Below are 22,218 nucleotides of genomic sequence, written 5' to 3'. Positions count from 1 at the left end.
GACGCGCAGTAGCCGGTACGGAACCACGGTACGGCGGACCGCGACACTCAGCGGGAGGTAACGATGTCACAGCCGGTCATCACGCCCGAGTTCGCTCGTGCGATGGACATGGTGCGCGATGGGCGGGACGTGTTCATCACCGGCAGGGCGGGGACCGGTAAGTCGACGTTGCTGTCCCTGATCCGGGATCTCGAGCTGGGACGAAGTCGAGCCGTGGTCGCGCCGACCGGGGTCGCCGCGCTGAATGTGGTGGGCGAGACCATCCACAGCTTCTTCCGGTTCCGCCCCTCCGATTCCCCGGAGCTACGCAAGTACCGACCGCCCGCTCACCTCGACGACCTGGACATGCTCATCATCGATGAGATCTCGATGGCACGTGCCGACCTGGTCGACATGATGGACACGGCGCTACGCCGCAGGCGCCGCACCAGCGCACCGTTCGGTGGGCTACAGCTGGTCCTGGTCGGTGACCTCTACCAGCTTCCCCCGGTCGTCACCGACGACGATGCCGGTTCGGTGCTGCTGGACTACCACAGCCCGTTCTTCTTCGCCGCGAAGGCGTTGCGGGAGTTGCCGCTCGAAACCGTCCAGCTGTCGGAGATCTTCCGCCAGCAGGACGATCGGTTCATCCGGTTACTCAATGCGGTGCGCGAGGGTCGCGCCACCGAGGCCGATCTGGCTGATCTCAACACCCGAGTAGATCCTGCCCGGGCCGAACGCCCCGGTGCCGGTGCCGTCACACTCACGACCACCAACCGGGCGGCGGACCGGGTCAACCGAGCGATGCTGGAGCAGCTCGCGGGCCCGGTCTTCACGTCAACCGCTTCGGTCACCGGTGAGTTCGACGCATCGCAGTACCGGGCGGAGATGCACCTCTCGTTCGCGGTCGGTGCGCAGGTGATGATGCTGGTCAACGAACGCGAGTACGTCAACGGCTCGATAGGCAGGATCGTCGATGTGGCCACGGAGGGCGACTCGTTCCGCGTGACGATCCAGCTCGCCGCAACCGGTGAGGTTGTCGATGTTCGACCGCGGTGCTGGGAGATTCACCGACCAGTACGGCGTGACGGTCAGGTCGAGTCCGAACTGGTGGGTTCCTTCACCCAGCTGCCCTTCCGGCTGGCGTGGGCCGTCACCGTGCACAAGAGCCAAGGCAAGACGTTCGACGATGTGGTGTTCGACCGCGGCAACCGGGTCTTCGCTCCCGGCCAGCTATATGTGGCGCTCAGCCGCTGCACGTCACTGGACGGCCTCACGCTGAAGCGGCCGCTGCGGCCACGGGATGTCATCACGGACCCGAGCGTTCGCCGGTTCCACCTGCAGGCCACGACCGAGCCAGTCCACCAGGGCACGATGCCGCGCTCCTTCGTCGGGTACGTCGATACCGGAGGTGGGGAGCACAACGGGCTCGCCGAACTCGCGATCATCCGGGAAACCCCAAGCGGTGAGCACGTCACCGTCACGACGCTGGTCAACCCGATGCGCGATGTCGGCGACGCCGCCGAAACCGGCATCGCGCCTTCCGAGGTCGCTGCGGCGCTGAGCGTGCCCGAACTGCGTGGCTACCTGGCAACCCTGCTCACCGGAACCGTGATCGTGACGTGCGGGCTGAGCGAGCTCAACCGCATGCTTGGCTGGCACGGGGCAGGGATCGACGAAGGCCTCGGCGTCGACGTGCGGGAGCGCGGTCTCCTGGCAGCACACGGTGCCGCCGCCCCGGCCCTCGACCGGGCGCGTGAGGTGCTCCGCGCCGCCACCAAGATCGACGACCAGTACCTACCCATGATGCCGCTCACCAGCACAGCAGCCACCGCAGAACCGGGTACGTACCTCCTCCCCCGTGACGGGCACAGCGACCTGCCCCGGCTCCTCGACCTGATCGACTCCCTGCCGCTCGATGCGGCGTCGCGGCTGGCCCTCATGCTCGGCCTGGCCCCTGCAAGCCGCGACACCTTGCCGATGCTCGTCGATCGCCTCCGGCGCTTCGTCGGGGACCATGGCCTGCCCAGCTCCTTGCTCGATACGGCGGCGGCCCAGCTGGTCGAAGCGATACTCGCCGCCATCGGCCGCAATGGCACCGTCACGCGCGGGGAGGCAACGATCGTCGACACGGTCGCCGACGCCTTCCACGTACCTTTCGACAGGTCCCGGCTGGTCACGGATGCCGCGCAGATCACGCCCACCCCCGGCATGCGGGTCTGCTTCACCGGCTCGCCACCATCCGGCGCGGAACACGCACACCTGTCGAAGGAGCACCTCCGACGAGCCGCGGAAGCCGCCGGCCTGCGCGAGACCGCGAACGTCAGCAAGACCAAGTGCGATCTGGTCGTCGCCAACGACCCGTCGTCGATGTCCGGCAAGGCGCGGAAGGCACGCGAGCTCGGCAAGCCGATACTCGCCGCAGCGGAGTTCCTCAGCATGCTCGAAGAACCGGGCGAACCTACCCAGCTAAGCGACGGCCCCGTGGCGCAACACCATCAAGCCGGCTGAACGGGCCCCAAGCGGCGGGTAGTGGCCTGACCGGCGGGGCATCCCGTTGGTCGGCACCAAGTGCATTCGAACCGGACACCTCCGCGGTGATCATTGGTGGATCGACCTCGCCCCGTCGACGACGGTTCTCGATGCCGATCAACGTACGTCTCCGGCGGGCTACTCGTCCGTAACCACCGCATCCAGCAGGCTCTCCTGCCATTGGCCGTACGTCATCCTGCTGTCGGCCACCTTCCATTCCGACCGCCCATTGGCTGGCCGGCCAAGGACGCAGGCCGCAGCGGCACTAGGGCTGGCGAACGCCTGATCACGAGTGAACTCCATTCCCGTGCCCTCAGGCAGCGGCCGAAGGGTTCCGTCCTGTTCCAGCTGGAATCGCAGCTTCTCGTAACTGTGACGATCGTCAGCGGACCACACGCTGCGCACCAGGGAACCCTCCCGAACGACGAACTCGCCGTCCACCTCCTGTGCAGTCGCGTCGACCCCGGTTTTCTTGCTGGCCAAGATGAACATCGGCGAGGCTGCCCCTGCCGCTACGTCGTCCTGGTCCGTCACCGAGGCGGGTTTGGTGAGGCGGAGGAGGTTGACGCCGAGAACAGGCAAGACGATCCTGGCCTGATCGATAAAGTACTCCATGTCCGACCGATCAGCCTCCGGTAACGGAGCGAGCCGAGGCGCTTTCCCGTTCAACAACCGGGCTCGTCCCGCCTCGGTTGCGAGAGCGAAAAACCGGGACTCCAGATACCGAGCATGCGCTTTGGTCAGGTTCGTGTCCTTGCTGACCAGAACCACAGCCCGGTCCCAGAAGTCCCCGAGGCGACTGTTATCCGACCGTGCATGAGCCCGCAAGCGCTCGTAGACGCTGCCACCCTCGCCGATGTAGGCCAGCGTGCTACCAGGACTGTCGGGATCATCGCCAAGCAACACGTAGATGCCGGTCTTATCGACCTCACGTCGCTGCAGCAGGGTAGCCAGTTCGGAACGGGGCACCGCGATGACATGCCCCGTCCAATTCATGATCTCGGCCGTGATCAGACCACCGGGTGTCCCATCCACAAGGAAGAGACGGACCGACTTTCCCCTCGCCATCGACTCACCTGCCCGCGCACCCGACAATGATCCGCCAACGTCACCGTGAAAGCCAACGCTCAGGGAGCTATCGAACCCCACCGTTCGGTGCCCCGCAAGACAGCGGCATCGCCCTCCGTCAACTGCGACGCTGAAGCTACACGCCGTCCATCCCCGCAGCATCGCGGACAGCGGAGGCGAGGGGAGGGGGTCGGAACGATTTCAGCCAGCCCGGCTGCCGAAAGCGGCGCCGATTCGGCTCAACCGGACATGAGACCACCGAAACGAAGATCCCTCCGACCGGAGGACCGATCGGAGGGATTTTCGCAGGTCGGGAGGGTGGCCAGGGACGGATTCGAACCGTCGACCTTCCGCTTTTCAGGCGGACGCTCGTACCAACTGAGCTACCTGGCCGGGCCTACGCCCGAGCACGGTACTCCGCCGCGCATTTCGCAGTAAACATGGCGACCCTGACGGGACTCGAACCCGCGACCTCCGCCGTGACAGGGCGGCGCGCTAACCAACTGCGCCACAGGGCCAGATATTCTGTTGCGTGCTCCCAACGGGATTCGAACCCGCGTTGCCGCCTTGAAAGGGCGGAGTCCTAGGCCGCTGGACGATGGGAGCCCGGTTCGTCCGGCTAACCGGCTAACCGTGTTCCCAGAGCCGCCGGTCCTCGTCCCTGGGAGCCGTTAGACAGCATACGACACCTCGCACAGGCCACCACAAGCGGGTACCCCTACTGGCAGCTTACCCGCCATGACCTGCACACTTCCACTGTAGACGTGACCTCACCGCTGCACCGGAGGAACGCCGTCCTCGCCCTCGATCAGACCGAGCATCTCGAGCAGCTGCGCGCAGTCCTCGGCGTCGGACGCCCCGCTGGCCACCGCGCGGCGAGCCCGACGAACTTGATCATCCGAGACCCGCAGCCCGTCAGCGCCGGATGTCCGCTGCGAGGGCACACCAGTACCGGAACCCATCGATCGCGCCTCGTCATAGTGCATGAGGAACTGGCGGACTTCCAATGAACCACTCATGGTTCCTCCTCCCGTTCGGGCGAGGCGTTCCTGGCAGTTAGCCGCGAGGCTAGCGACTGTGGCGCTACCGTCACAGCCCCCCGCAGGGTGAACCATCAGGCACGCTCGGTTGTTCCGCGACAGGCGGGCGGGGCGCTCACGCCCCCTCGGCGGCCCCGGCGGGTGACCGAACTGCCCGCCTTACCCGAGATTTTTCCACTGTTCTCTCGCGGTAAACTCGAAATTCATGTAACAATCGGGGTGCTGACACACCCCCGGTCAGCGCCTGTGGAGATCCCCTCCAGCCCCCGCGTTCCTCCCCCTGGCGCGGGGGCTCTTCACTGCCCCGGCGGCAGGCGCAGCGGACTTGCCCGCGCGTACCGCCTCCGTCGGGAGACCGAGTCGTTATCCTGCAGCGGTGCCTTTTCCGTCATTGGGCCGCTCTCGCGGCCGCAAGCGAAACAGTCCCGAATCCGACACCACCGCATCCGGTGAACGGGTATCCGATCATGAGCTGGACAGCTACCTGAAGGCACTGTCCAGCGACGATGGCGGGAAGCCGCTGGTCCCTGCCGTCGAGAACACCGCAGAAGCCGAGACCGATCCCGGCCTCACCCCCCGGCGCGACGCGCTCGAGCTGCGACTGCAGCTCAACCCCGTGGCCGGGGCGCAGCTCCACGCGCTGGCCGCCCGGCACGGCATGCCGGTGGAGTCCCTGGCGCAGGCATGGCTACTGGAACGGCTGACCCAGGAGGGTTATTCATAAGCCTGTCGGCGGGGGCCGCGCTGTCGCGTGGCTCGCGCCGACAGACTGCGGGCGGGGGTACCGCCCGTATGGTGACCCAACGAGTCAGCTCCCGGCGGGAACGTCCCGCCGGGAGCTGTGAGCTCATGCGTGCTGGTCTCTCAGATCGCGCGCACCTTCTGGGCCTGCGGGCCCTTCTGGGTCTGGCCTACTTCGAACTCAACCCGCTGATTCTCTTCCAGGGTGCGAAACCCCCGACCCTCGATCTCCGAATAGTGAACGAAGACGTCACCATCCGCGCCGTCCTGCGCGATAAAGCCGAAGCCCTTCTCGGCGTTGAACCACTTCACAGTGCCTTGCGCCACCGCTGTACTCCTCGTCATACATCCGCTTCAGGCACCCGGGGACGGGCGCCTGGGCCGTCCCGGACGGTTCCAACGAGTCGAGCAAGTGCACGGTGCGCACACAGCCCGCGTCAGAAGTTCCGCGAGTGTGAAGCCACGAACACGCAAAACGACGGCCCGCCGCCAGCCTACCCCGAAACCAACGCGGGGAAACCCCGAGCCGCCGAATCACCCCAACTCAGCTAACTGTGATCTATGTCACTAGTGTGAAACATCTGGTGGTGCCGCAAGCCACCTCTGGTGCCTCTCCCGACTCACCCGCGATTAGCGTGGACACCGTGCGTAACACGGTAGACCAGTGGCCGCCCGTGGCCACCGAACCACCCCCGATCCATCCCGATGCCCCTGACGAGGGCAGCCAGCTGCACTCCCACTTCAGCGAGTGTTTCGGCTGCGGTGAGGACCAGCCGGGAGGGCTGCACATGTCCTCGGCGGTCGATACCGGGCACGTGATCCGTTCGTCGTTCACCGTCTCGGCCGAGCATCAGGGCGCGCCCGGACTCGCCCACGGTGGCCTCCTGGCGTGTGCCTTCGACGAGGCACTCGGCACCGCCGTCGGGCAGCTACTCCGCAAGCCCGCGGTCACCGGCAAGCTGGAGACGGACTTCCGCAGGCCCGTTCCGGTCGGCTCCACCCTGCACATCACGGCCTGGCTGGAAGGGGTATCCGGACGCAAGGTCTACGCCACCGCACGGGGCCACCTCGACGCCCCGGACGGCACAGTCGCGCTCGATGCCAGGGCGTTGTTCGTCATGGTGAACATGGAGCACTTCACCGAGCACGGGGATCCGGGCGCACTGGCCAAGCTGCGGGACGGCTGGCGGGAGCAACATCCGGACGAACGTTGGGGGATCAATCCCTGAAGCCGATGTCCCACATCATGTCAGAGTGCGCGGTCGGACGGCGTTCGCGCGATCTACGAGGGTGATGCGTTCGTCGGCGGTGCCTGCCAGGCGAGCGAGGGTGCGATAGCAGCGTTCCAACCCGAAACGGACGTCCCGCTCGGTGAGGGGACAGCCGAGCACCGTTCCCGGTCGCGCACCCATTCGGGACACCACGGCGGGATTGCGTTGCCACTCGTCGAGCCACGCGTGCGCCACCTCGAGCAACTCGGCGGACTCCCTGGCGCGGCGTTCGGCGTCAAGCGGCAACCGTTCCAGCCGCGCGCCAGCCTCCACCAGGTCGCGTTCGGTGACCACGACGGCACCGCGGTCGGGTGGTGGCACGGTCGCCTTGATGCGAGCGGCGTTGACCTGAGCGTCGGTGTGGTGGGTCGAGGAGCGCGGCACCGCATCCAGTGTCTCGATGGCACTGTCCCTACCGCCCTGCGCCAGGTACGTCCTGGCCAGGCCGAAGGCGGCGCTGACGTAGCTGCGGTCGGTCCGCCACACCTGCTCGTAGAAGCGGGCGGCCGAGAAGTAGTCTCCGAGCAGCTCCGCACTCGCGGCCACGCCGAGCTTCGGCGCGATCTCACCGGGTAGGTCGTCATAGGCAGCGTTGAACGCCGCCCAGGCGAGCCTGTTTCTGCCCGCCGCCAGCTCGATCAGCGCGCGGTACCACTCGATGCGCCAGTCGTGCGGGACCCCGTCCTTCACGGCGAGGTACTGCGCAGCCTGCAACTGCCTCCGGGCCTCGACCAGCTCGTTCAGCTCGATACGAGCGCGAACCACCCGCAGTCGTACCTCGATTGAGTCCCGTGGGGCCTTGGCCAAGGCCTCGATCACGTCCCGGGCCTCCCAGCCGGTCATCGATGCCAGCAGGCTCGCCGCCACGTCGTCGGTGTGCACCAGCGGCAACGGCAGCCCGGCGATCACGTCCCAGACATCCGGAGCGGGCACCCGTACGCCCTGGCTGCCTGCGGCGGCCGCCCCGGAGATCACCGAATGCACACCGAACGTCCTGCTCTCGGCGCTGAATACGGTGGACGGCCCGGGATGCGGCTCCCCCGTGCCGAGCGCCATCACCTCCCGAAGCACGCCGGTAAGCTGGTCGGCCATCTCCGCGGCCGACGAGAACCGGCGGTCCGGATCCGCGTGCGTGGCGCGGCACAGGAAGCGGTAGTACGAGTCGAACAGTTGGAAGAGCGGGACCTCGTCCTTGGGTGGCAACGTCGTCTTGTACCGGCTCGTGTAGCCGCTGAACTCGAAAGACAGCACGGCCAGCGTGCGGCCGACCGTGAACAGGTCGGACTGCACCGAGGCGCCCCGAGTGGGCAGCTCGGGGGCGCTGTATCCGGACGTGAAGAACAACGGGCTGGAGTAATCGTCCATCCGCCGGACCGCACCGAGGTCGATCAGCTTGAGGTGCTCATCCGTCTGGATCACGTTATCGGGCTTCAGGTCACAGAACAACAACCCTCTACTATGGAGATACCCGAGCGCCGGGAGAATCTCGAGCCCGTAAGCGATCACCTGGCCGACCGGGAGGCTCTCCGGCCTACCCGCCGCGCGATGGCGTTCCAGCGCGAGCTGACGAAGCGATTGCCCACCGACATACTCCATCACAATGTAACCGACGGAGTGCCCGGTACGCGGGTCCTCGTGCTCCACGAAATTGTAGATCTTGACGATGTTGGGGTGTTCCACCTCAGCGAGGAACCGCGTCTCATTGACCGCAGCCGCCGTGGCCGTAGGATCGCCGGTATCGATCAGTCCTTTCAGGACTACCCACCGGTCGTTGACGTTGCGGTCCTGCGCCAGGTAGATCCAGCCGAGACCACCGTAGGCCAGCGCACCGAGCACCTCGTACTGTCCCCCCACGACCTCGCCCGGTTGCAGCCGCGGGGAGAACGAGTACGGCGTACCGCAGTTCTCGCACGTCCCTTCGGCTGCACCTGGTGCTCCCCCGGTACCGCGACCGACCTTGGCGTCGCAGTTCGTGCAGTACCGCTTGTGCTCGGCGACCACCGGCTTGTCCAGCACGGCCTCGCGGGGATCCCGGTACGGCACCGGTGGAACTTCGACGAGGCCAGCTCCCAGACCTCCCCTTCCAGTGCTTCCAGTGTCCCGCGAGGACGTACGGCGGGAACGACGCGGGAACGCCTCGGATCCGGTGCCTTCGCTCCCCCGCGAGTCCGAACGTGACCCTGAACCGGAGGACGGGCGGGAGTCCGAGTCGGACCTGGAGCCGGATCCGGGTTCCGGCTCAGGGCCGGAGTCCTGGCCACCTTCCCCCTCCTGGTCTGCGAGCACCCCGTCCGGCTCGGGCTCGGGGAGGTCCTGCGACCGGGCTCGCTCGCCCGAGGGCCGCACCACGCGTGTTTCCGGGACCTCGGTGAACAGCGCGCTGGTCAGTTCGTTCTCGTCCGGCGTACTCATCGGTACTCCCGCAACCGTTCTCCGACCCCGACCGTGATACCGAGGGCGGCGATCACGCCGAGTCCCGCGAGTCCCTGAGGCAGCCCGTGCAGCGCGTTCGCCCCATTGGTGGTGCTGCTCGCGAACTGCCTGCTCGCCTCCTCCGTGGCAAGCCGCAAGCTGTCGTCGAACGTGCGGAACGCAGGCCCGGCACCGCCATCGCCATCCACATCGATCGCATGCCGCACGGCGGCCTCGTGCTCGCCCCTGTCCACCAACACTCTCACCTCGGCACTGGCGCGCAACCAGTCCTCGACCTGCTCGCTCGCCGCCTGGACATGCGCGGCGACCGGCCCATCCGGCGCGTTGTCGGCGACCTCGGCCAGCATCCCACCCCCACCATCGGTGCCAGCCAGCTCAACCGCCAGCTGCATGAACTCCTCGCCGTGTCCCTCGCCGTCGCCGCTCTCGACGAGGTTCAACGTCTCCTCAGCTCTGCCATGCAGTGCCACGATCCTGGCTTCGGACAGCGCCTGCACCTGTTCCGTCCCGTCACGCTGCCCGGCGTGCACGTGGACGCTCTGCACCACCAGCGCGACGGTGGTCCACACCATACCGATCAGGACAGCGACCGTGGCCGCGACGAGCCCTCGGTTGAGCACCCGGTTTGTCTTGCGGCGCAGGTACACCTGCGTCCCCAACAGGGCGCCGAGCAGAACCACCGCGAGTACGGTACTCACCACCGGGAACGAGCTCGCCTCCCGTTGCTCGGCGAGCAACCGCTCACCTTCGAGCTCCTGCAGCTCACGTGCCGCGGGCAGCAGCGTGCCGCGCATCAGATCGGACGCTTCCCGCAGCGCGGCAGCCCCGTCCTCGGGATCCTGTGTCGTACTGGCGCGCGCGGTCTCCACCAGACCGGTGTAGGTGGGTAGCTCACTGCTGATGAGGTAAACCGGCTCGGCGGCCGCGGGCAGCTCCCGCATGTCGGCGGCCACTGCGGCCAGCGCCCGGCCCGCTTGCTCGACGCTGCCCTCGTAGCGTTCCGGCGTGCCGTCCAACTCCGTCGCCGTGGCGAGGTAGGCGCTCGTCGCCTCCGCATCAGCGGCCGAGAGCTCGCGGTAGAGCTGCTGCGCCGCCGCGGCCACCGGCTCCCGATGCTCAAGCAGGCCATCCACGGTGTCCTTCTTGCCCTGCGCCATCGCGGTACCGACCGCGCAGGCGAGCAGGCTCAGCGCCACGAGCCCAGTAGCGATCATCGACAACCTGCCCGGCGTGCGCCTCGCGGCGGCCGCGGTTCGCCTGAGGACCTGCTGGACCAGGTCGACGAGACCGCCGAGCCACGCGCGGTACGCCCCCTCCGACGTGCTCGACTGGCGGTCGTCACCGCCGCTCGCGCTGTCCTCAGCGGATGTCATCGGCCCCTTACCTTCGTGCCTTCCCTCAGTATGCGCGGCACAGCCAGGCACGCGTGCCCGCCACGCCTGTCGAACCTACCAGCGGTTGGTCCGCCCGCCTTCCGGCAGACGGGGCCTGATAAGGGGTCGCGGCTGCCGGGACACCACCCCGGCGGGCGGACCAGAGCACCCAGAAGACACAGCGGTTGGTCCGCCCGCAGGTTGGTCCGCCCGCACCCACACAATGCGGGACTTCGCGCCCGCAGCCGATACAGCCGGTGCGCCGCGTCGTTCGCTAAGACCGGACGAGGCGGGCGATGGCGTCGCTGGCCTCCTTCACCTTCTCGTCGGCGGTGTCACCGCCGTCCGCGACGGCCTGCGTCACACAGTGCCTGAGATGCTCGTCGAGCAGTTCGAGCGAGACGGACTGCAACGCCTTCGTCGCCGCGGACACTTGAGTGAGGACGTCGATGCAGTACTCGTCATTCTCGATCATGCGAGCCAGGCCGCGTACCTGCCCCTCTATCCGACGCAGCCGCTTGATGTGTCGATCCTTGTCCTGCGCGTATCCCTGCATCAGCGCCCTCCCGCAAGCTACCGGTTGTGCACGGGCCATCTTTGCCAGGATACCGGGGAGGGGTATTGCTGTACAGTGCGTCGCCGAGCACACCCTGCCAGCACCCGCCGGCAGCGCGTCATCGCAGGACTGCCACTCCCGTCGGGCTACTGACCGCGGCTCTCGGCGACGACCCAGGACAGGTACTCGGCGCTGCCACCCGTGATCGGGGTCGCGACGATCTCGGGCACGTCATAGCTGTGCCGCTCGCTCAGGTGCTCGGCTAACGCGCTCACCCTGTCTGCTGCCGTCTTGATGTCCACGCGCCACTCGGTGTCGTGACACACCTTCCCTTCCCAGCGGTACACGCTGGTGATCGGGCCGACAACCTGAGCGCAGGCGCCGAGCTTGGCGTCGATGGCGTCAGCTGCCAACCGCTTGGCCTCACCCTCCGAGTCGGTCGTCGACGACACGATGACATGTTCGGCGTGCTGCGCGGCGTGCTGTTCCGACGTCATGCCCCCACTCTAAACAGGACCGGCGACTATGCGCCGCGCGAGCCGTCGGTCTCGCGGTCGGCCGCGGGTGCGCTGCCCGCGATCCGCTGCTCGTAAGCCGCTCGTTCCCGCGCCCCCGCCGCCTCGGCCATCAACCGGTCCACCCCGATGGTGCGAACCAGCCAGTCGCCGAACCGGCGCGGCATCAGCGCTGAGAGCCTGCTCGTCGGCCCGATGGAGCGGGGCACGAACACGTCGAACCGGGGGCGCTGCAACGCGTCGACGATGGCCGCCGCGACATCCTCCGGCTGCACCGGCTTGAACCCCGCGGTGTCCCGCAACCCCGAAGCCAGCTCGGTGCGCACGATGCCGGGCATTACGCAGGAGATGTCGATCCCGCTACCGGCCAGCTCCAGTCGGAGCGACTCCGAGAAGCCGACCACCCCGAACTTGGTCGCCGAGTAGGTCGCCGCGCTCGGCACCGGCGTCTTTCCCGCAGCCGAGGCGATGTTGACGATGTGTCCGGCACCGCGCCGAGTCATGCGGCGCACGGCCTCCTTGCTGCCGTGGATCACGGCGTGCAGGTTGATCGCGAGCTGGTGGGATGTGGTCTGATCGGTTTCCTCGGTGATCGGGCCGATCGGCATGATGCCCGCATTGTTGATCAGCACGTCGATGGGGCCCAGCTCGGATTCCACCCGGTCGAGGAACGCGGTGAAAGCCTGCCGGTCGGTAACGTCCAGCTCCAGCCCAAGCGCAGGTTGCCGCAGTTGCCCTGCGACCTCGGCGGCGAGATCCACGTCGAGGTCCCCGATGGCCACTCTGGCACCCTGCCGGTCAAGCGCCACCGCGGTTGCCGCGCCGATCCCCCTGGCGCCGCCGGTGATCGCGACCGTTCGTCCCACGAGGGATCGGGGCTGACGTGCCATGGCCATCTCTCCTGTCCACGAACTACTAGAACTCGTTCTAGAGTAAGGGCTGGGGAGGCCCGGCACAACCAGGGCGCTACGACACGGCCCGCTATACCGGGGTGTGCCCCAGAGCGTCGGTGACCAGCGGGAGAGCGCGTTCCCGATCGCCCGTCGACAGCCCGATACGGGTACGCCGGTCCAGCAAGTCTCCCTCGTCCAACGCCCCTTCGTGGTGCAGCCCGAACAGCAGTTCCGCGTGCGAAGTCGGGACCCCGTCGGCGATCGGCCCGAGCAGCGCCCGGTCCCCGCCCGCCTCGGCAAGCACCGCACTCGCCTCGTTGCCGTAACGCCGGACGAGCCGGTCGGGCGGACGTGGCACGTCCTCTGCCACGGCCCCACCGAGCTCGGCCGGGTGCCCGGCACCGACCAGCGGCAGCCGCTTCGTCCGGCACCGGCCCGCGGTCACTCCACCCGCGGCCAATGCCGCGTCGAGCGCGTCCTGCGCCATACGCCGGTAGGTGGTCAGCTTGCCGCCGACCACGGTGACCAGCCCATCCGGTGCCGTGATCACCGCGTGCTTGCGGGAGACATCGGCGGTGCGGCCGTCCGCGGTGTCCAGCAGCGGGCGCAGGCCCGAGAACGTGCCGAGCACATCCTCTCGCGTCAGCGGGGTGTGCAGCACCCTGCTGATGTTCTCCAGCAGGAACTCGACCTCTTCCGACGAGGCTCGCGGGATGTCGGCCACCTCCCCGTTGGTGTCCTCATCGGTCAAGCCGACGTAGACCCGATGGTCCGGTGCGGGCAGCGCGAAGACGAAGCGATTGCGTTCACCGGGCACGGGTGTCATCAACCCGGCGGCGAGGTCTCCGAACGGCTCGCGCGGCAGCACCAGGTGTGTCCCTCTGCTTGGCCGCATCGCCACATCCGGCGCCAACTGCCCCGCCCAGACCCCCGTAGCGTTGATCACCATCCGCGCCTCCACCGGCGTCACCTCCCCGCTCAGCGTGTCCCGCAGGACAGCGCCGCTGCCGGTGACCCGCTCGGCCTCGCACCGGGTCAGCACCCGCGCGCCGTGAGCTGCCGCGGTACGAGCCAGCCCCACGACGAGCCGGACGTCGTCGGTCAGCTGGCCATCCCATCCCAGGATGCCGCCGCGCAACCCGGCCGAGCGCACGGTCGGAGCCAGCCGCCGTACCTCGGCGCGGGTCACCCTGCGCGAGCGCGGCAGGGTCTGGTGCGAGGTCCAGGCGGTAGCCCGCAACACGTCGCCCGCGAGGAACCCGGCTCGCACCAGCGCGGCCTGCCGCCTGCTCACCGTCGGCAGCAGCGGGACCAGCTGCGGCAACGGCCGCACCAGGTGCGGGGCAGTCCGGTCGATGAGGATGCCGCGTTCCACAGCACTCTCGTGGGCAATCCCCACCGCACCCGATGCCAGGTAACGTAATCCCCCGTGCACCAGCTTCGAGCTCCACCGGCTGGTGCCGAATGCCAGGTCGTGCTTCTCGGCGAGCACCACGGACAACCCGCGGGTCGCGGCGTCCAGCGCAACCCCTGCTCCGGTGACGCCGCCACCGATCACCAGCACGTCAACCGGCTGGTTCCGCGGTAGCTCGCTCAGCTCCCGCGCGCGACGGGTAGCGTTCAGCGAGGAGTCGTTCGTCTTCATCATGGTTTCAAGTACCTCGCCAGTAGTTCCCGCAATTCACCGTCGAGCTCGTCGAGCCGCTCGCTCTCGCTGGTCGGCGCGTTGTCCACGAAGGCAGGGCCGGTCAGCGCGAATGACCACGCGGTAAGCAGCAGCGACTTCGCCTGCATGGCCACATCGGTGTGGCGGATCGAGCCGTCCGCGATCCCGGCACGCAACCCCTGCTCGATGAGGTCCAGCTGCTGCTCGGCCGTCCTACCCCTGCGCTGCAGCAGGTAAGGCAGCAGGAAGTCGGGGTCGAGCTCCACGATCTTGCGCATCACCGGGTGCGTCCGTGTGGCGCGCACGATCCGGACGATGCCCTCGACGAGCCGGTCCCGGCCGGTGGCGGCCTGCTCCTGGAACACCTGCGAGACCAGCGTGCTCCACTCGCGCGTCATCAGCGCGGCGACGACCTCCCGCACGCTCTTCCACCGCCGGTACAGCGTCGCGCGCGACACCCCGGCGGCGCGCGCGATCTCGGCCATCGTCATGCGCCGCATCCCGATGGCCAGCAGTAGCTCGTAGGTCGCATCCAGGATGTGTTCCTCGTCGATGGCGTTCGCCGGTCTGAGCCCGTTCTCCTGCGTCGAGGGCGTCGACCCCACCGCGATTTCACCTGACGACGCGTCACCTCGGGTGCTGCTATGCTGAGACATCACATGTAAAAGTGTATCAGCGACACCATGCCCCCGACACCCGTGAGGCAGCCATGACCGAGCCGGCGACCGAATCCGACCTGCCCGTCGTCGACATGCATCCCTACCGCTGGGGGAACCCCCAGCGGCACACCGAGCTCCCGGAAGCGGCGCTGACCGCACTGGGCCAACTCGGCGTGAGCGCACCGCAGGCGGGTCCCGCGGAGCTCGACGACATCACCCTGCCGCCAGCAGGCCTGCCCGACAGGGTCATGCAGGAGCTGGCTGACGTGGTCGGTGCCGAACACCTACGCACCGACCGCGACACCCGGTTGCGACACACCCGTGGCTGGTCCACCCCCGATCTGTTGAAGTTGCGATCCGGCGACGCCGCCGACGCACCGGACGCTGTCGCCTTCCCCGCCGATCACGAACAGGTGCTGTTCCTGCTCCGGGTGTGCACCACCCACCGGATCGCGATAGTGCCGTTCAGCGGGGGCACCTCGGTCGTCGGCGGGCTCGCCCCGGAGGGCGGCCGGTTCAACGGGACGATCACGCTCGATCTGAGCCGGCTGGACGAGCTGGTCACCATCGACCCCGTCTCCCGCACCGCGACGCTGCAAGCCGGTGTGCGCGGGCCCCGCGCCGAGCAGCTCCTCCGCGCACACGGCTTCACCCTCGGCCACTTCCCGCAGTCCTACGAAGGCGCCAGCATCGGCGGCTACGCTGCCACCCGTTCGGCGGGACAGGCCTCCGCCGGGTACGGGCGGTTCGACGAGATGGTCACCGGCATCACCATGGCCACCCCGTCCGGCACCGTCGAACTCGGCAGCGCACCGTCCTCGGCAGCGGGCCCCGACCTGCGCCAGCTCGTCCTCGGTTCGGAAGGCACCCTCGGCGTGATCACCTCGGTCACGGTCCGGGTACGGCCTGCGCCTGCCGAGCGGCACTACGAGGGGTGGCGCTTCGCCTCGTTCGCCGAGGGTGCCGACGCGCTGCGCAGGCTCGCCCAGGACGGGCCGCTGCCCACCGTGCTGCGGCTGTCGGACGAGGTCGAGACCAGCATCAACCTCGCCGACCCCGCCAGTGGCCTCGGCAACGGCTCCGGCGGGTGCCTGGCCATCACAGGCTACGAAGGCACAGCCGGGGACGTGGCAGAACGCCGCGCCGCGGCCAGTGCCGTGCTCCGCGAGGCAGGTGGCACCGAGCTCGGCTCCGAACCGGGCGAGGCATGGCGGCGCGGCCGGTACCACGCCCCTTACCTGCGTGACCCGCTACTCGGTGCGGGCGCCCTGGTGGAAACCCTGGAGACAGCCACGTTCTGGTCCAACCTCCACCCCCTGCGGCAGGCGGTGACCGGCGCGCTGCAGCGATCACTGGAGGCCGCGGGGACGCCCCCGCTGGTGCTGTGCCACATCTCGCACGTCTACGAAACCGGCGCCTCGCTGTACTTCACCGTGGTATGCGCGCAGGCCACCGACCCCGTCGAGCAGTGGTCCGGGGCCAAGGACACCGCCAACGAGGCCATCCGCGCCGCAGGCGGCACCATCACCCATCATCACGGCGTGGGAATCGACCACAGGGAAGGCTATGTCGACGAGGTCGGCGAGCTCGCCGCGGAAGCGCTGCGCGCGGTGAAGCGCACCGTGGATCCCGCCGGGATCCTCAACCCAGGCGTGCTGATCGCGCCGTAGAGTGTCCCCCCGGCCGGCGTGCCCATCAGGATGCGGCGCGCAGCGCCTCCGGCACCGGCATCAGGAGCAACCCGAGGAGCAGGAACCGTCATGCGCAGGTACACGGCGCTGGTCAACCCGATCGCGGGCGACGGCGACGCCGAGAGGCGGCTGCGGTCGGTCGCCGAGCTGCTGGAACAGGACGGCGCGCGGGTGACCGTGGAGGAAACCCGCAGCCGGGAGCACGCCATCGGCCTCGCCGAGAACGCCGCGTCCCGTGGCGACGTCGTGATCGCCGTGGGCGGTGACGGATTGATCCGTGACGTGGCAGGCGGTGTGGTCACCACGGGGGGCACGCTGGGCATCGTGCCCGCTGGCCGGGGCAACGACCTTGCGCGCGTGTTGGAGCTGCCGCACGAGCCTGCCGAGCTGGCCCGGCTGCTCCGCGAGGCACCGGCGCGGTCGATCGACGTGCTCGAGGCGGGCGGCGTCATCGTGCCCGGCAACGTGTACGCGGGTATCGACGCCGTAGCGACCTCGATCATCAACCGCAGCCGGTGGATGCCGGCCGCCCTGCTGTACCGGCTTGCCCCCGTCCGGGCGATCGTGACCTGGCGTGCCCGCCGGTACACCGTCACAGCCGACGGCGACACGCGCACGGTGACGGCACACACCGTGGTGATCGGCAACTCCGGTGCCTACGGCCACGGCCTCGCCATCGTGCCGCAAGCCCGGCTCGACGACGGTGTCGGTAACCTGCTCATCGTCGGCGACGGACCCCGCAGGCAGATCGTTTCGTTCCTCCGCCAGGCAGCCACCGGAGCGCACGTGCATCGCGACGATGTCACTCACGAGACGGTCAGGGAAGTCCTGCTCGACGCCGAGCGCCCGGTCCCGCTGTGCGCCGACGGCGACGAGATCGGCAGCCTGCCCGTCCGGGTGCGACTGCTGCCGGGCGCCCTCGACGTCATCGCCCCGGCACCGGGTCGGTCCGGGACCTGAACACGACAGCGCGCGCCGCGCCGGGACCGGCGACCCCGTGTCACGTTCAGCCCGCGAAACGCGACACCGGGACCGCGTTTAGCCCGCTAAACGTGGTCCGCCTGGCACGTTTCGCGGGCTGAACGTCGGTGGTGACCACGCCCGGCGCGGGCTGGGCGTGGTCAGTACGGTGAGTGTTGATGAGCACGGCAAGCAGCAGCGCGCGTAGCACGAGCGGACGTACGCAGGGGTCGATCGCAGATCTGGCGGGGCGCCTGAGCAGGCTGGACGGCAAGGGTTACGGGCAGTACCGCTCCCTGGAAGGGGCGTGGCAGGCCGACGGCTACACCGTGAAGCTGCTCAAGGCCCAGACCGACCCGTTCGCACCGCCGAGCCGGGTCGAGGTCCGCGTGCCCGCAGACACCGCAGGGTTCCCCGAGCGGTTGTGGAGCAACCGGGTGCGCGCGCGGGCGCTAGCCGACTACATCCTGCGCACCGTGGGCCGCCTGCTGCGCGATACCGGATTGAGCATCGATGTCGGCGGGCAGGAAGTGCTCGACCGCAGCGCGCTGCGGGTACGCGACGGTGAGGTGGTCGTGCGGTTGGGCCTGAACCTACCCGGGCCGCGCAGGCGTATCGACGGTGCAGGGGCGCGCAAGGCGTTGTGCGAGCAGTTGCCGCGAGCCATCGAGCGAGGCACCCGCTTCCAGGCGCTGGATGCCGCCGACGTCGAAGCGTTCGTGGATTCGGTGGAGGACACCGATGCGCTGCGCCGGATGCTTCCGTCGCTCGGGCTCGTCGCGTTCGTCGCCGACGGCGCGATGCTGGCTCGGCGCAGCGGAACCGACGACCGCCCGCTGTCCGAAGGTGTGCCGTTCCACTCGCCAGAGTCGCTGCGCGTGCCCGTGGAGCTACCCAACCGGGGCCAGGTAACCGGCATGGGTATCGGCGAGGGCATCACGCTGATCGTCGGTGGTGGCTTCCACGGCAAGTCCACCCTGCTGCGGGCGCTGGAGCGCGGCGTCTATGATCACGTCCCCGGCGACGGCCGCGAGCTGGTGGTCAGCAGGGACAGCACCGTCAAGATCCGTGCCGAGGACGGCCGCAGCGTGCAGCGGGTGGATGTCAGCGCCTTCGTGGGTACGCTGCCCAACGGGGCCGACACCAGCGACTTCTCCACATCCAACGCCTCGGGGTCCACATCCCAGGCAGCCACCACCGTGGAGGCAATCGAGGCGGGCTCGCGGGTGCTGCTGATCGACGAGGACACCACGGCGACCAACATGATGATCCGCGACGCGCGGATGCAGGCGCTGGTCGCCAAGGGCAACGAGCCCCTCACCCCGTTCATCGACCTGGCCCGACCGCTGTCGGCCGAGCACGGCGTGTCCACGGTGCTCGCGATGGGAGGCTCCGGGGATTACCTGGACGTGGCCGACCGGGTGATCATGATGACGGCCTACGAGCCACACGACGTCACCGCCGAGGCGATGCGGCTGCGTTCCGGCGAGGCCGAGCGACACACCGAGGCCGACGGCTTCCCCGGCGTGCGCCACCGGGTGTGCATCCCGGACGCGCTGGCCCGTGACAGCAAGGGCAAGCGGCGCATCAAGCAGCGCGGAACCGACATCTTGGTGCTCGGCAACGACGAGATCGACCTGCGTGCGGTAGAGCAGATCGTCGACCGCAGCCAGGTCATGGGGATCGGGTTGGCGTTGCAGTACGGCGTGGAGAAGGGCCTCCTCGACGGCAAACGCACCATCGCAGATTTCCTCGACCTGCTGGATCGGGAACTCGCCGAGCGCGGCGCCGACGCCATCCAGCACGGCTTCCTCGGCGACTTCGCGGTCCCGCGCCGGTACGAGGTCGCGGCCGCGCTGTCCCGGCTGCGGTCGCTACGAGTGGCCGACATCACCGACGGCCGGTGACGTACCCGAGGGTGGCAGACGGGTGGTGCGCGCTGCGCCACAACACTCGTTAGCAACCGGCCAACTGCTGCTACCGTGCTGCCATGAGCACGCTGGATCCCAGAACACCGGTGCTGGTCGGGGCGGGACAGACCGCCGTGGACGGTGCGGACGCCTCCGCCGGGCCCGTGTCGATGCCGGGATTGATGGCGGAGGCGGCTCGCGCCGCGATCGCCGACACCGGGATCGGTGCCGACCAGTTCCGCGAGCCGATCGGCCTGGTCGGGGTAGCAGACTGCCTCACGTGGCGCCCCAGTGATCCCGGCAGAGCGCTGGGCGCGATGCTCGGCGTCGACCCCGCCGAGACGGTGGCCACCTACACCAGCGGCACGAGCCCGCTCGACCTGCTCGCCGATGCCTGCCAGCGCATCCAGCACGGCGCGGTGGACACCGCGCTTCTCGCGGGTGGCGAGGCGGTGCGGGCTCTACAGCGCGGGACCCTCGACAACGGCGACCTCGACGAGGATGGCCCGGCACCCACCCGGATGCTCGGCACCGACCGGCACCCGCACCACCCGGCCGAGGAAGCCGCCGACATCCGCGCTCCGATCCAGTTCTACCCGCTGTTCGAGAACGCCCTGCGCGCGTCATCCAGCAGGAACATCGACGATCACCTGGCCTGGATCGCACGGTTGTGGGCGCGGTTCGCCGAGGTCGCCAAAACCAACCCGCACGCGTGGAACACCGCCGCCCCCTCGGCCGAGGTGATCGCGAGTGACGCGGGCGGCAACCGGATGGTCGCCTTCCCGTACCGGAAACTCACCACCGCCAACATCTCGGTGAACCAAGCCGCCGCGGTGCTGCTGTGCTCGGCGGGCGCCGCAGAGCGAGCGGGGATCCCGCGCGAGAACTGGGTGTTCGTGCACGGCACCGCCGCGGGTAACGACCACTGGTTCGTTGGCCAACGTCACGAGCTGCACCGCTCCCCGGCGATCAACGCCATCGGGCGAGCACTGCTGGGGCACGCGGGGATCGGCGTCGCGGAGATCGCCTACCGCGACCTGTACTCGTGCTTCCCCTCGGCGGTGCAGATCACGGCAGCCGAGCTCGGCATCGACCTGGATGATCCGCACCGGCCGCCGACGGTGACCGGCGGACTGACCTTCGCGGGCGGTCCCGGCAGCAACTACGTGATGCACTCGCTGGCCACGCTGCTGCACCGGCTCCGCGAGGACCCGGCCGCCACCGGTCTCGCGACAGCGACCGGCTGGTACCTGACCAAGCACGCCGCCACACTGCTGTCGGCCACCGCGCCGTCGAACGGCTACCGGCACCAGGACGTGCAGGACACGGTGGATGCGCTGCCCGCGCGGGAGATCGCCGAGGACTACGAGGGCACCGGAACCGTCGAGTCGTACACCGTCACCTACGACCGTTCCGGCGAACCGGCCACCGGGCACCTGTCCTGCCTGCTCGACGACGGCAGGCGTGCCCTCGGCAAGACCGAGGATCCTGCCACGATCGCGCAGCTACTCGAAAGGGACCCGGTCGGGGCCACCGTCGAGCTACCGTCGTGTACGTTCGCCGCATCGACGGTTTCTGGCTCGAGGAGCTGATGATGAGAACCGTGCTCTGGACACTACAGATCGCGCTAGCGGTCCTGTTCACTGGCGCCGGTGTGATGAAGCTGGTGCAGTCCCACGCCGAGTACGCCGCGGACGTAGCGTGGGCGGAGCACTTCACGCCGGTGACGCTGAACCTCCTCGGAGCCGCCGAGGTGCTCGGGGCGATCGGGCTGATCGTGCCCGCCGCCACGCGCATCCTGCCCATACTGACCCCGATCGCCGCGTCAGCACTCGCGGCGATCATGGCTGGTGCCGTCATCATCCACATCGGGCTCGGCACGTTGGCCGAGATCCCCGCCTCCGCTGTGGTGCTGCTGGGCTGCGCGTTCGTCGCCTTGACACGTTTCGGCCCCTACGCGGTACCGGCTCGTGCTCCGTCACCGGGCCGAGGGGCACCGGAGGTTACCTCGGCCGACTAGGGAATCAGCGTCGCGCTGGTTCCCAGCGCGGGTAGCAACGGCGCGTCCTCGGTGCGGCCTATGGCTCCGGACTGAACATTCGGCTGTCGATCCCACTGCTCTTCGAGGTAGGCGCGGAACAACACCAGCAGCCCGGACGTGCCGCCGGAGACGTCGAAGGTGGCGTACCCGTAGGCCATCTCGCTGCCACGGTAGGCTGGCGTGTCGATGGTGACATCGGTGAACCAGTCGACGAAGTGTTGCCACGCGCGGCGTTCACCCGGCTCGACCGACGGCGAGAGGATGTCCACAGCATCCGGACGGTTACGCATCATCCACCGGTAGAGCTCGGAGAAATAGTAGAAGCGCTGCTCGGCGCGGCTGGGTTCCACACCGTGCACGTCCACGGCGAGGTACGCGCCATGCTCGGTAGCGGCCTGCTCAGCCACGCTCCACGCCTCGTCATGAGCCGCTCTGCCTGCCAGATCACCCGCCGCGAGTGCCCTGAGGTACTCGGCCCACAGTGGCGATCCGGGGTTCCCGAAGTCGTCGTTGCCCTTACCGGAGGCGATGGCGATTCCTCGCTGGATGCCCTCCAGGATCCCCGCATCCACATAGGATATCCACGACCCCGGCTTGCCGAGCTCATTGTCGTGGAAGAAAGTGATGACGCCTTCGATGTTGCGCCAGCGCGGCTGGTATCCGGGGAGGATCTCCTCGGCGGGCCCGGCTGACATGGCACGGAGGAAGTCCAGGCGGTCCGTCATGGACATCTGGTTAATCTCCTCTGCCGTGCAGCTCAAGCTGGCCGCGCATCCTACTGGGTCGCGAGAATGCTCCCCGGCGAGCGCGGCAGGCGCCGACAGCGCCAGCAGCAGCGTGGACGCCAGCACGGCGCCGAGTATCCGTCTCGACATAGCCTGCTCCGGTGA

At 68.6% G+C, this 22,218-nt stretch carries 19 protein-coding genes and 3 tRNA genes; 8 read left to right on the top strand and 14 right to left on the bottom strand.

The features are described 5' to 3' along the window. Positions 1–63 precede the first annotated feature (63 nt). Complete coding sequence (locus F8178_RS08725; protein ID WP_317494190.1) at positions 64–2,490, top strand: AAA family ATPase; 2,427 nt, start codon at positions 64–66, stop codon at positions 2,488–2,490. A 159-nt stretch (positions 2,491–2,649) separates the two neighbouring features. Here F8178_RS08725 and F8178_RS08720 read toward each other — a convergent pair whose 3' ends face one another. The 5 genes from F8178_RS08720 to F8178_RS08700 form a co-directional block, all read right to left on the bottom strand. Next, positions 2,650–3,579, bottom strand: coding sequence for a GIY-YIG nuclease family protein (locus tag F8178_RS08720; RefSeq protein WP_317494188.1), 930 nt, complete (start codon positions 3,577–3,579; stop codon positions 2,650–2,652). A 319-nt stretch (positions 3,580–3,898) separates the two neighbouring features. After that, a tRNA-Phe gene (locus F8178_RS08715) sits at positions 3,899–3,972 on the bottom strand. 48 nt (positions 3,973–4,020) lie between these two features. Continuing rightward, positions 4,021–4,097: transfer RNA gene (locus F8178_RS08710), tRNA-Asp, on the bottom strand. Positions 4,098–4,112: 15 nt separating this feature from the next. After that, positions 4,113–4,185 (bottom strand) — tRNA-Glu (locus tag F8178_RS08705). 164 nt (positions 4,186–4,349) lie between these two features. Further along, positions 4,350–4,598: a hypothetical protein gene (locus F8178_RS08700; RefSeq protein WP_317494187.1), complete on the bottom strand. Its 249-nt coding sequence runs from the start codon at positions 4,596–4,598 to the stop codon at positions 4,350–4,352. A 397-nt stretch (positions 4,599–4,995) separates the two neighbouring features. On the opposite strand from F8178_RS08700, the gene F8178_RS08695 reads away from it, so the two are divergent. After that, positions 4,996–5,343, top strand: coding sequence for a hypothetical protein (locus tag F8178_RS08695; RefSeq protein ID WP_317494185.1), 348 nt, complete (start codon positions 4,996–4,998; stop codon positions 5,341–5,343). A 140-nt stretch (positions 5,344–5,483) separates the two neighbouring features. On the opposite strand, the gene F8178_RS08690 is transcribed toward F8178_RS08695, so the two are convergent. Beyond that, complete coding sequence (locus tag F8178_RS08690) at positions 5,484–5,687, bottom strand: cold-shock protein (protein WP_317494184.1); 204 nt, start codon at positions 5,685–5,687, stop codon at positions 5,484–5,486. Between the two features lie 317 nt (positions 5,688–6,004). Here F8178_RS08690 and F8178_RS08685 point away from each other — a divergent pair, with 317 nt between their 5' ends. Then, on the top strand, positions 6,005–6,589 hold the full coding sequence (locus F8178_RS08685; RefSeq protein ID WP_317494183.1) for a PaaI family thioesterase: 585 nt from the start codon (positions 6,005–6,007) through the stop codon (positions 6,587–6,589). Positions 6,590–6,604: 15 nt separating this feature from the next. Here F8178_RS08685 and F8178_RS08680 read toward each other — a convergent pair whose 3' ends face one another. The 7 genes from F8178_RS08680 to F8178_RS08650 form a co-directional block, all read right to left on the bottom strand. After that, entirely contained in the window at positions 6,605–9,043 is a 2,439-nt protein-coding gene (locus F8178_RS08680; RefSeq protein WP_317494182.1) for a tetratricopeptide repeat protein, read from the bottom strand. Beyond that, positions 9,040–10,437: a hypothetical protein gene (locus tag F8178_RS08675; RefSeq protein WP_317494181.1), complete on the bottom strand. Its 1,398-nt coding sequence runs from the start codon at positions 10,435–10,437 to the stop codon at positions 9,040–9,042. The genes F8178_RS08680 and F8178_RS08675 overlap by 4 nt, the downstream gene beginning before the upstream one ends. Before the next feature lie 274 nt (positions 10,438–10,711). Then, a complete protein-coding gene (locus tag F8178_RS08670) occupies positions 10,712–10,993 on the bottom strand; it encodes a metal-sensitive transcriptional regulator (protein WP_317494302.1) in 282 nt (93 codons plus the stop codon). A gap of 146 nt (positions 10,994–11,139) precedes the next feature. Next, positions 11,140–11,490, bottom strand: a complete 351-nt coding sequence (gene cutA / locus F8178_RS08665; protein WP_317494180.1) for a divalent-cation tolerance protein CutA — start codon at positions 11,488–11,490, stop codon at positions 11,140–11,142. Between the two features lie 26 nt (positions 11,491–11,516). Next, complete coding sequence (locus F8178_RS08660) at positions 11,517–12,398, bottom strand: SDR family oxidoreductase (protein ID WP_317494179.1); 882 nt, start codon at positions 12,396–12,398, stop codon at positions 11,517–11,519. 91 nt (positions 12,399–12,489) lie between these two features. Next, the gene (locus F8178_RS08655; protein WP_317494178.1) at positions 12,490–14,049 is read right to left on the bottom strand and encodes a glycerol-3-phosphate dehydrogenase/oxidase; all 1,560 of its coding nucleotides are present in this window, start codon (positions 14,047–14,049) and stop codon (positions 12,490–12,492) included. Further along, positions 14,046–14,672 (bottom strand): helix-turn-helix domain-containing protein, encoded by a 627-nt coding sequence (locus F8178_RS08650; RefSeq protein ID WP_317494177.1) that lies wholly within the window; start codon positions 14,670–14,672, stop codon positions 14,046–14,048. Before F8178_RS08650 ends, F8178_RS08655 begins: the two co-directional genes overlap by 4 nt. A gap of 104 nt (positions 14,673–14,776) precedes the next feature. On the opposite strand from F8178_RS08650, the gene F8178_RS08645 reads away from it, so the two are divergent. The 5 genes from F8178_RS08645 (at position 14,777) to F8178_RS08625 (ending at position 21,307) form a co-directional block, all read left to right on the top strand. Beyond that, positions 14,777–16,396: an FAD-binding oxidoreductase gene (locus F8178_RS08645; RefSeq protein ID WP_317494176.1), complete on the top strand. Its 1,620-nt coding sequence runs from the start codon at positions 14,777–14,779 to the stop codon at positions 16,394–16,396. Between the two features lie 90 nt (positions 16,397–16,486). Then, positions 16,487–17,377 carry a diacylglycerol kinase family lipid kinase gene (locus F8178_RS08640; protein ID WP_317494175.1) on the top strand — a complete coding sequence of 297 codons (891 nt, stop codon included), beginning with the start codon at positions 16,487–16,489 and terminating at the stop codon, positions 17,375–17,377. A 179-nt stretch (positions 17,378–17,556) separates the two neighbouring features. Then, positions 17,557–19,284 (top strand): ABC-ATPase domain-containing protein, encoded by a 1,728-nt coding sequence (locus F8178_RS08635; RefSeq protein ID WP_317494174.1) that lies wholly within the window; start codon positions 17,557–17,559, stop codon positions 19,282–19,284. Between the two features lie 83 nt (positions 19,285–19,367). After that, positions 19,368–20,879: a hypothetical protein gene (locus tag F8178_RS08630; protein ID WP_317494173.1), complete on the top strand. Its 1,512-nt coding sequence runs from the start codon at positions 19,368–19,370 to the stop codon at positions 20,877–20,879. Then, entirely contained in the window at positions 20,879–21,307 is a 429-nt protein-coding gene (locus F8178_RS08625; RefSeq protein ID WP_317494171.1) for a DoxX family protein, read from the top strand. The genes F8178_RS08630 and F8178_RS08625 overlap by 1 nt, the downstream gene beginning before the upstream one ends. Here F8178_RS08625 and F8178_RS08620 read toward each other — a convergent pair. Continuing rightward, a complete protein-coding gene (locus F8178_RS08620; protein WP_317494170.1) occupies positions 21,304–22,203 on the bottom strand; it encodes a hypothetical protein in 900 nt (299 codons plus the stop codon). The genes F8178_RS08625 and F8178_RS08620 overlap by 4 nt on opposite strands. Positions 22,204–22,218 lie beyond the last annotated feature (15 nt).

This window comes from Haloechinothrix sp. LS1_15, from assembly GCF_033042135.1.
GTDB lineage: Bacteria > Actinomycetota > Actinomycetes > Mycobacteriales > Pseudonocardiaceae > Haloechinothrix.
The sequence above is the reverse complement of the archived record's forward strand: the minus strand, read 5'-3'. Positions and strand labels throughout refer to the sequence as shown.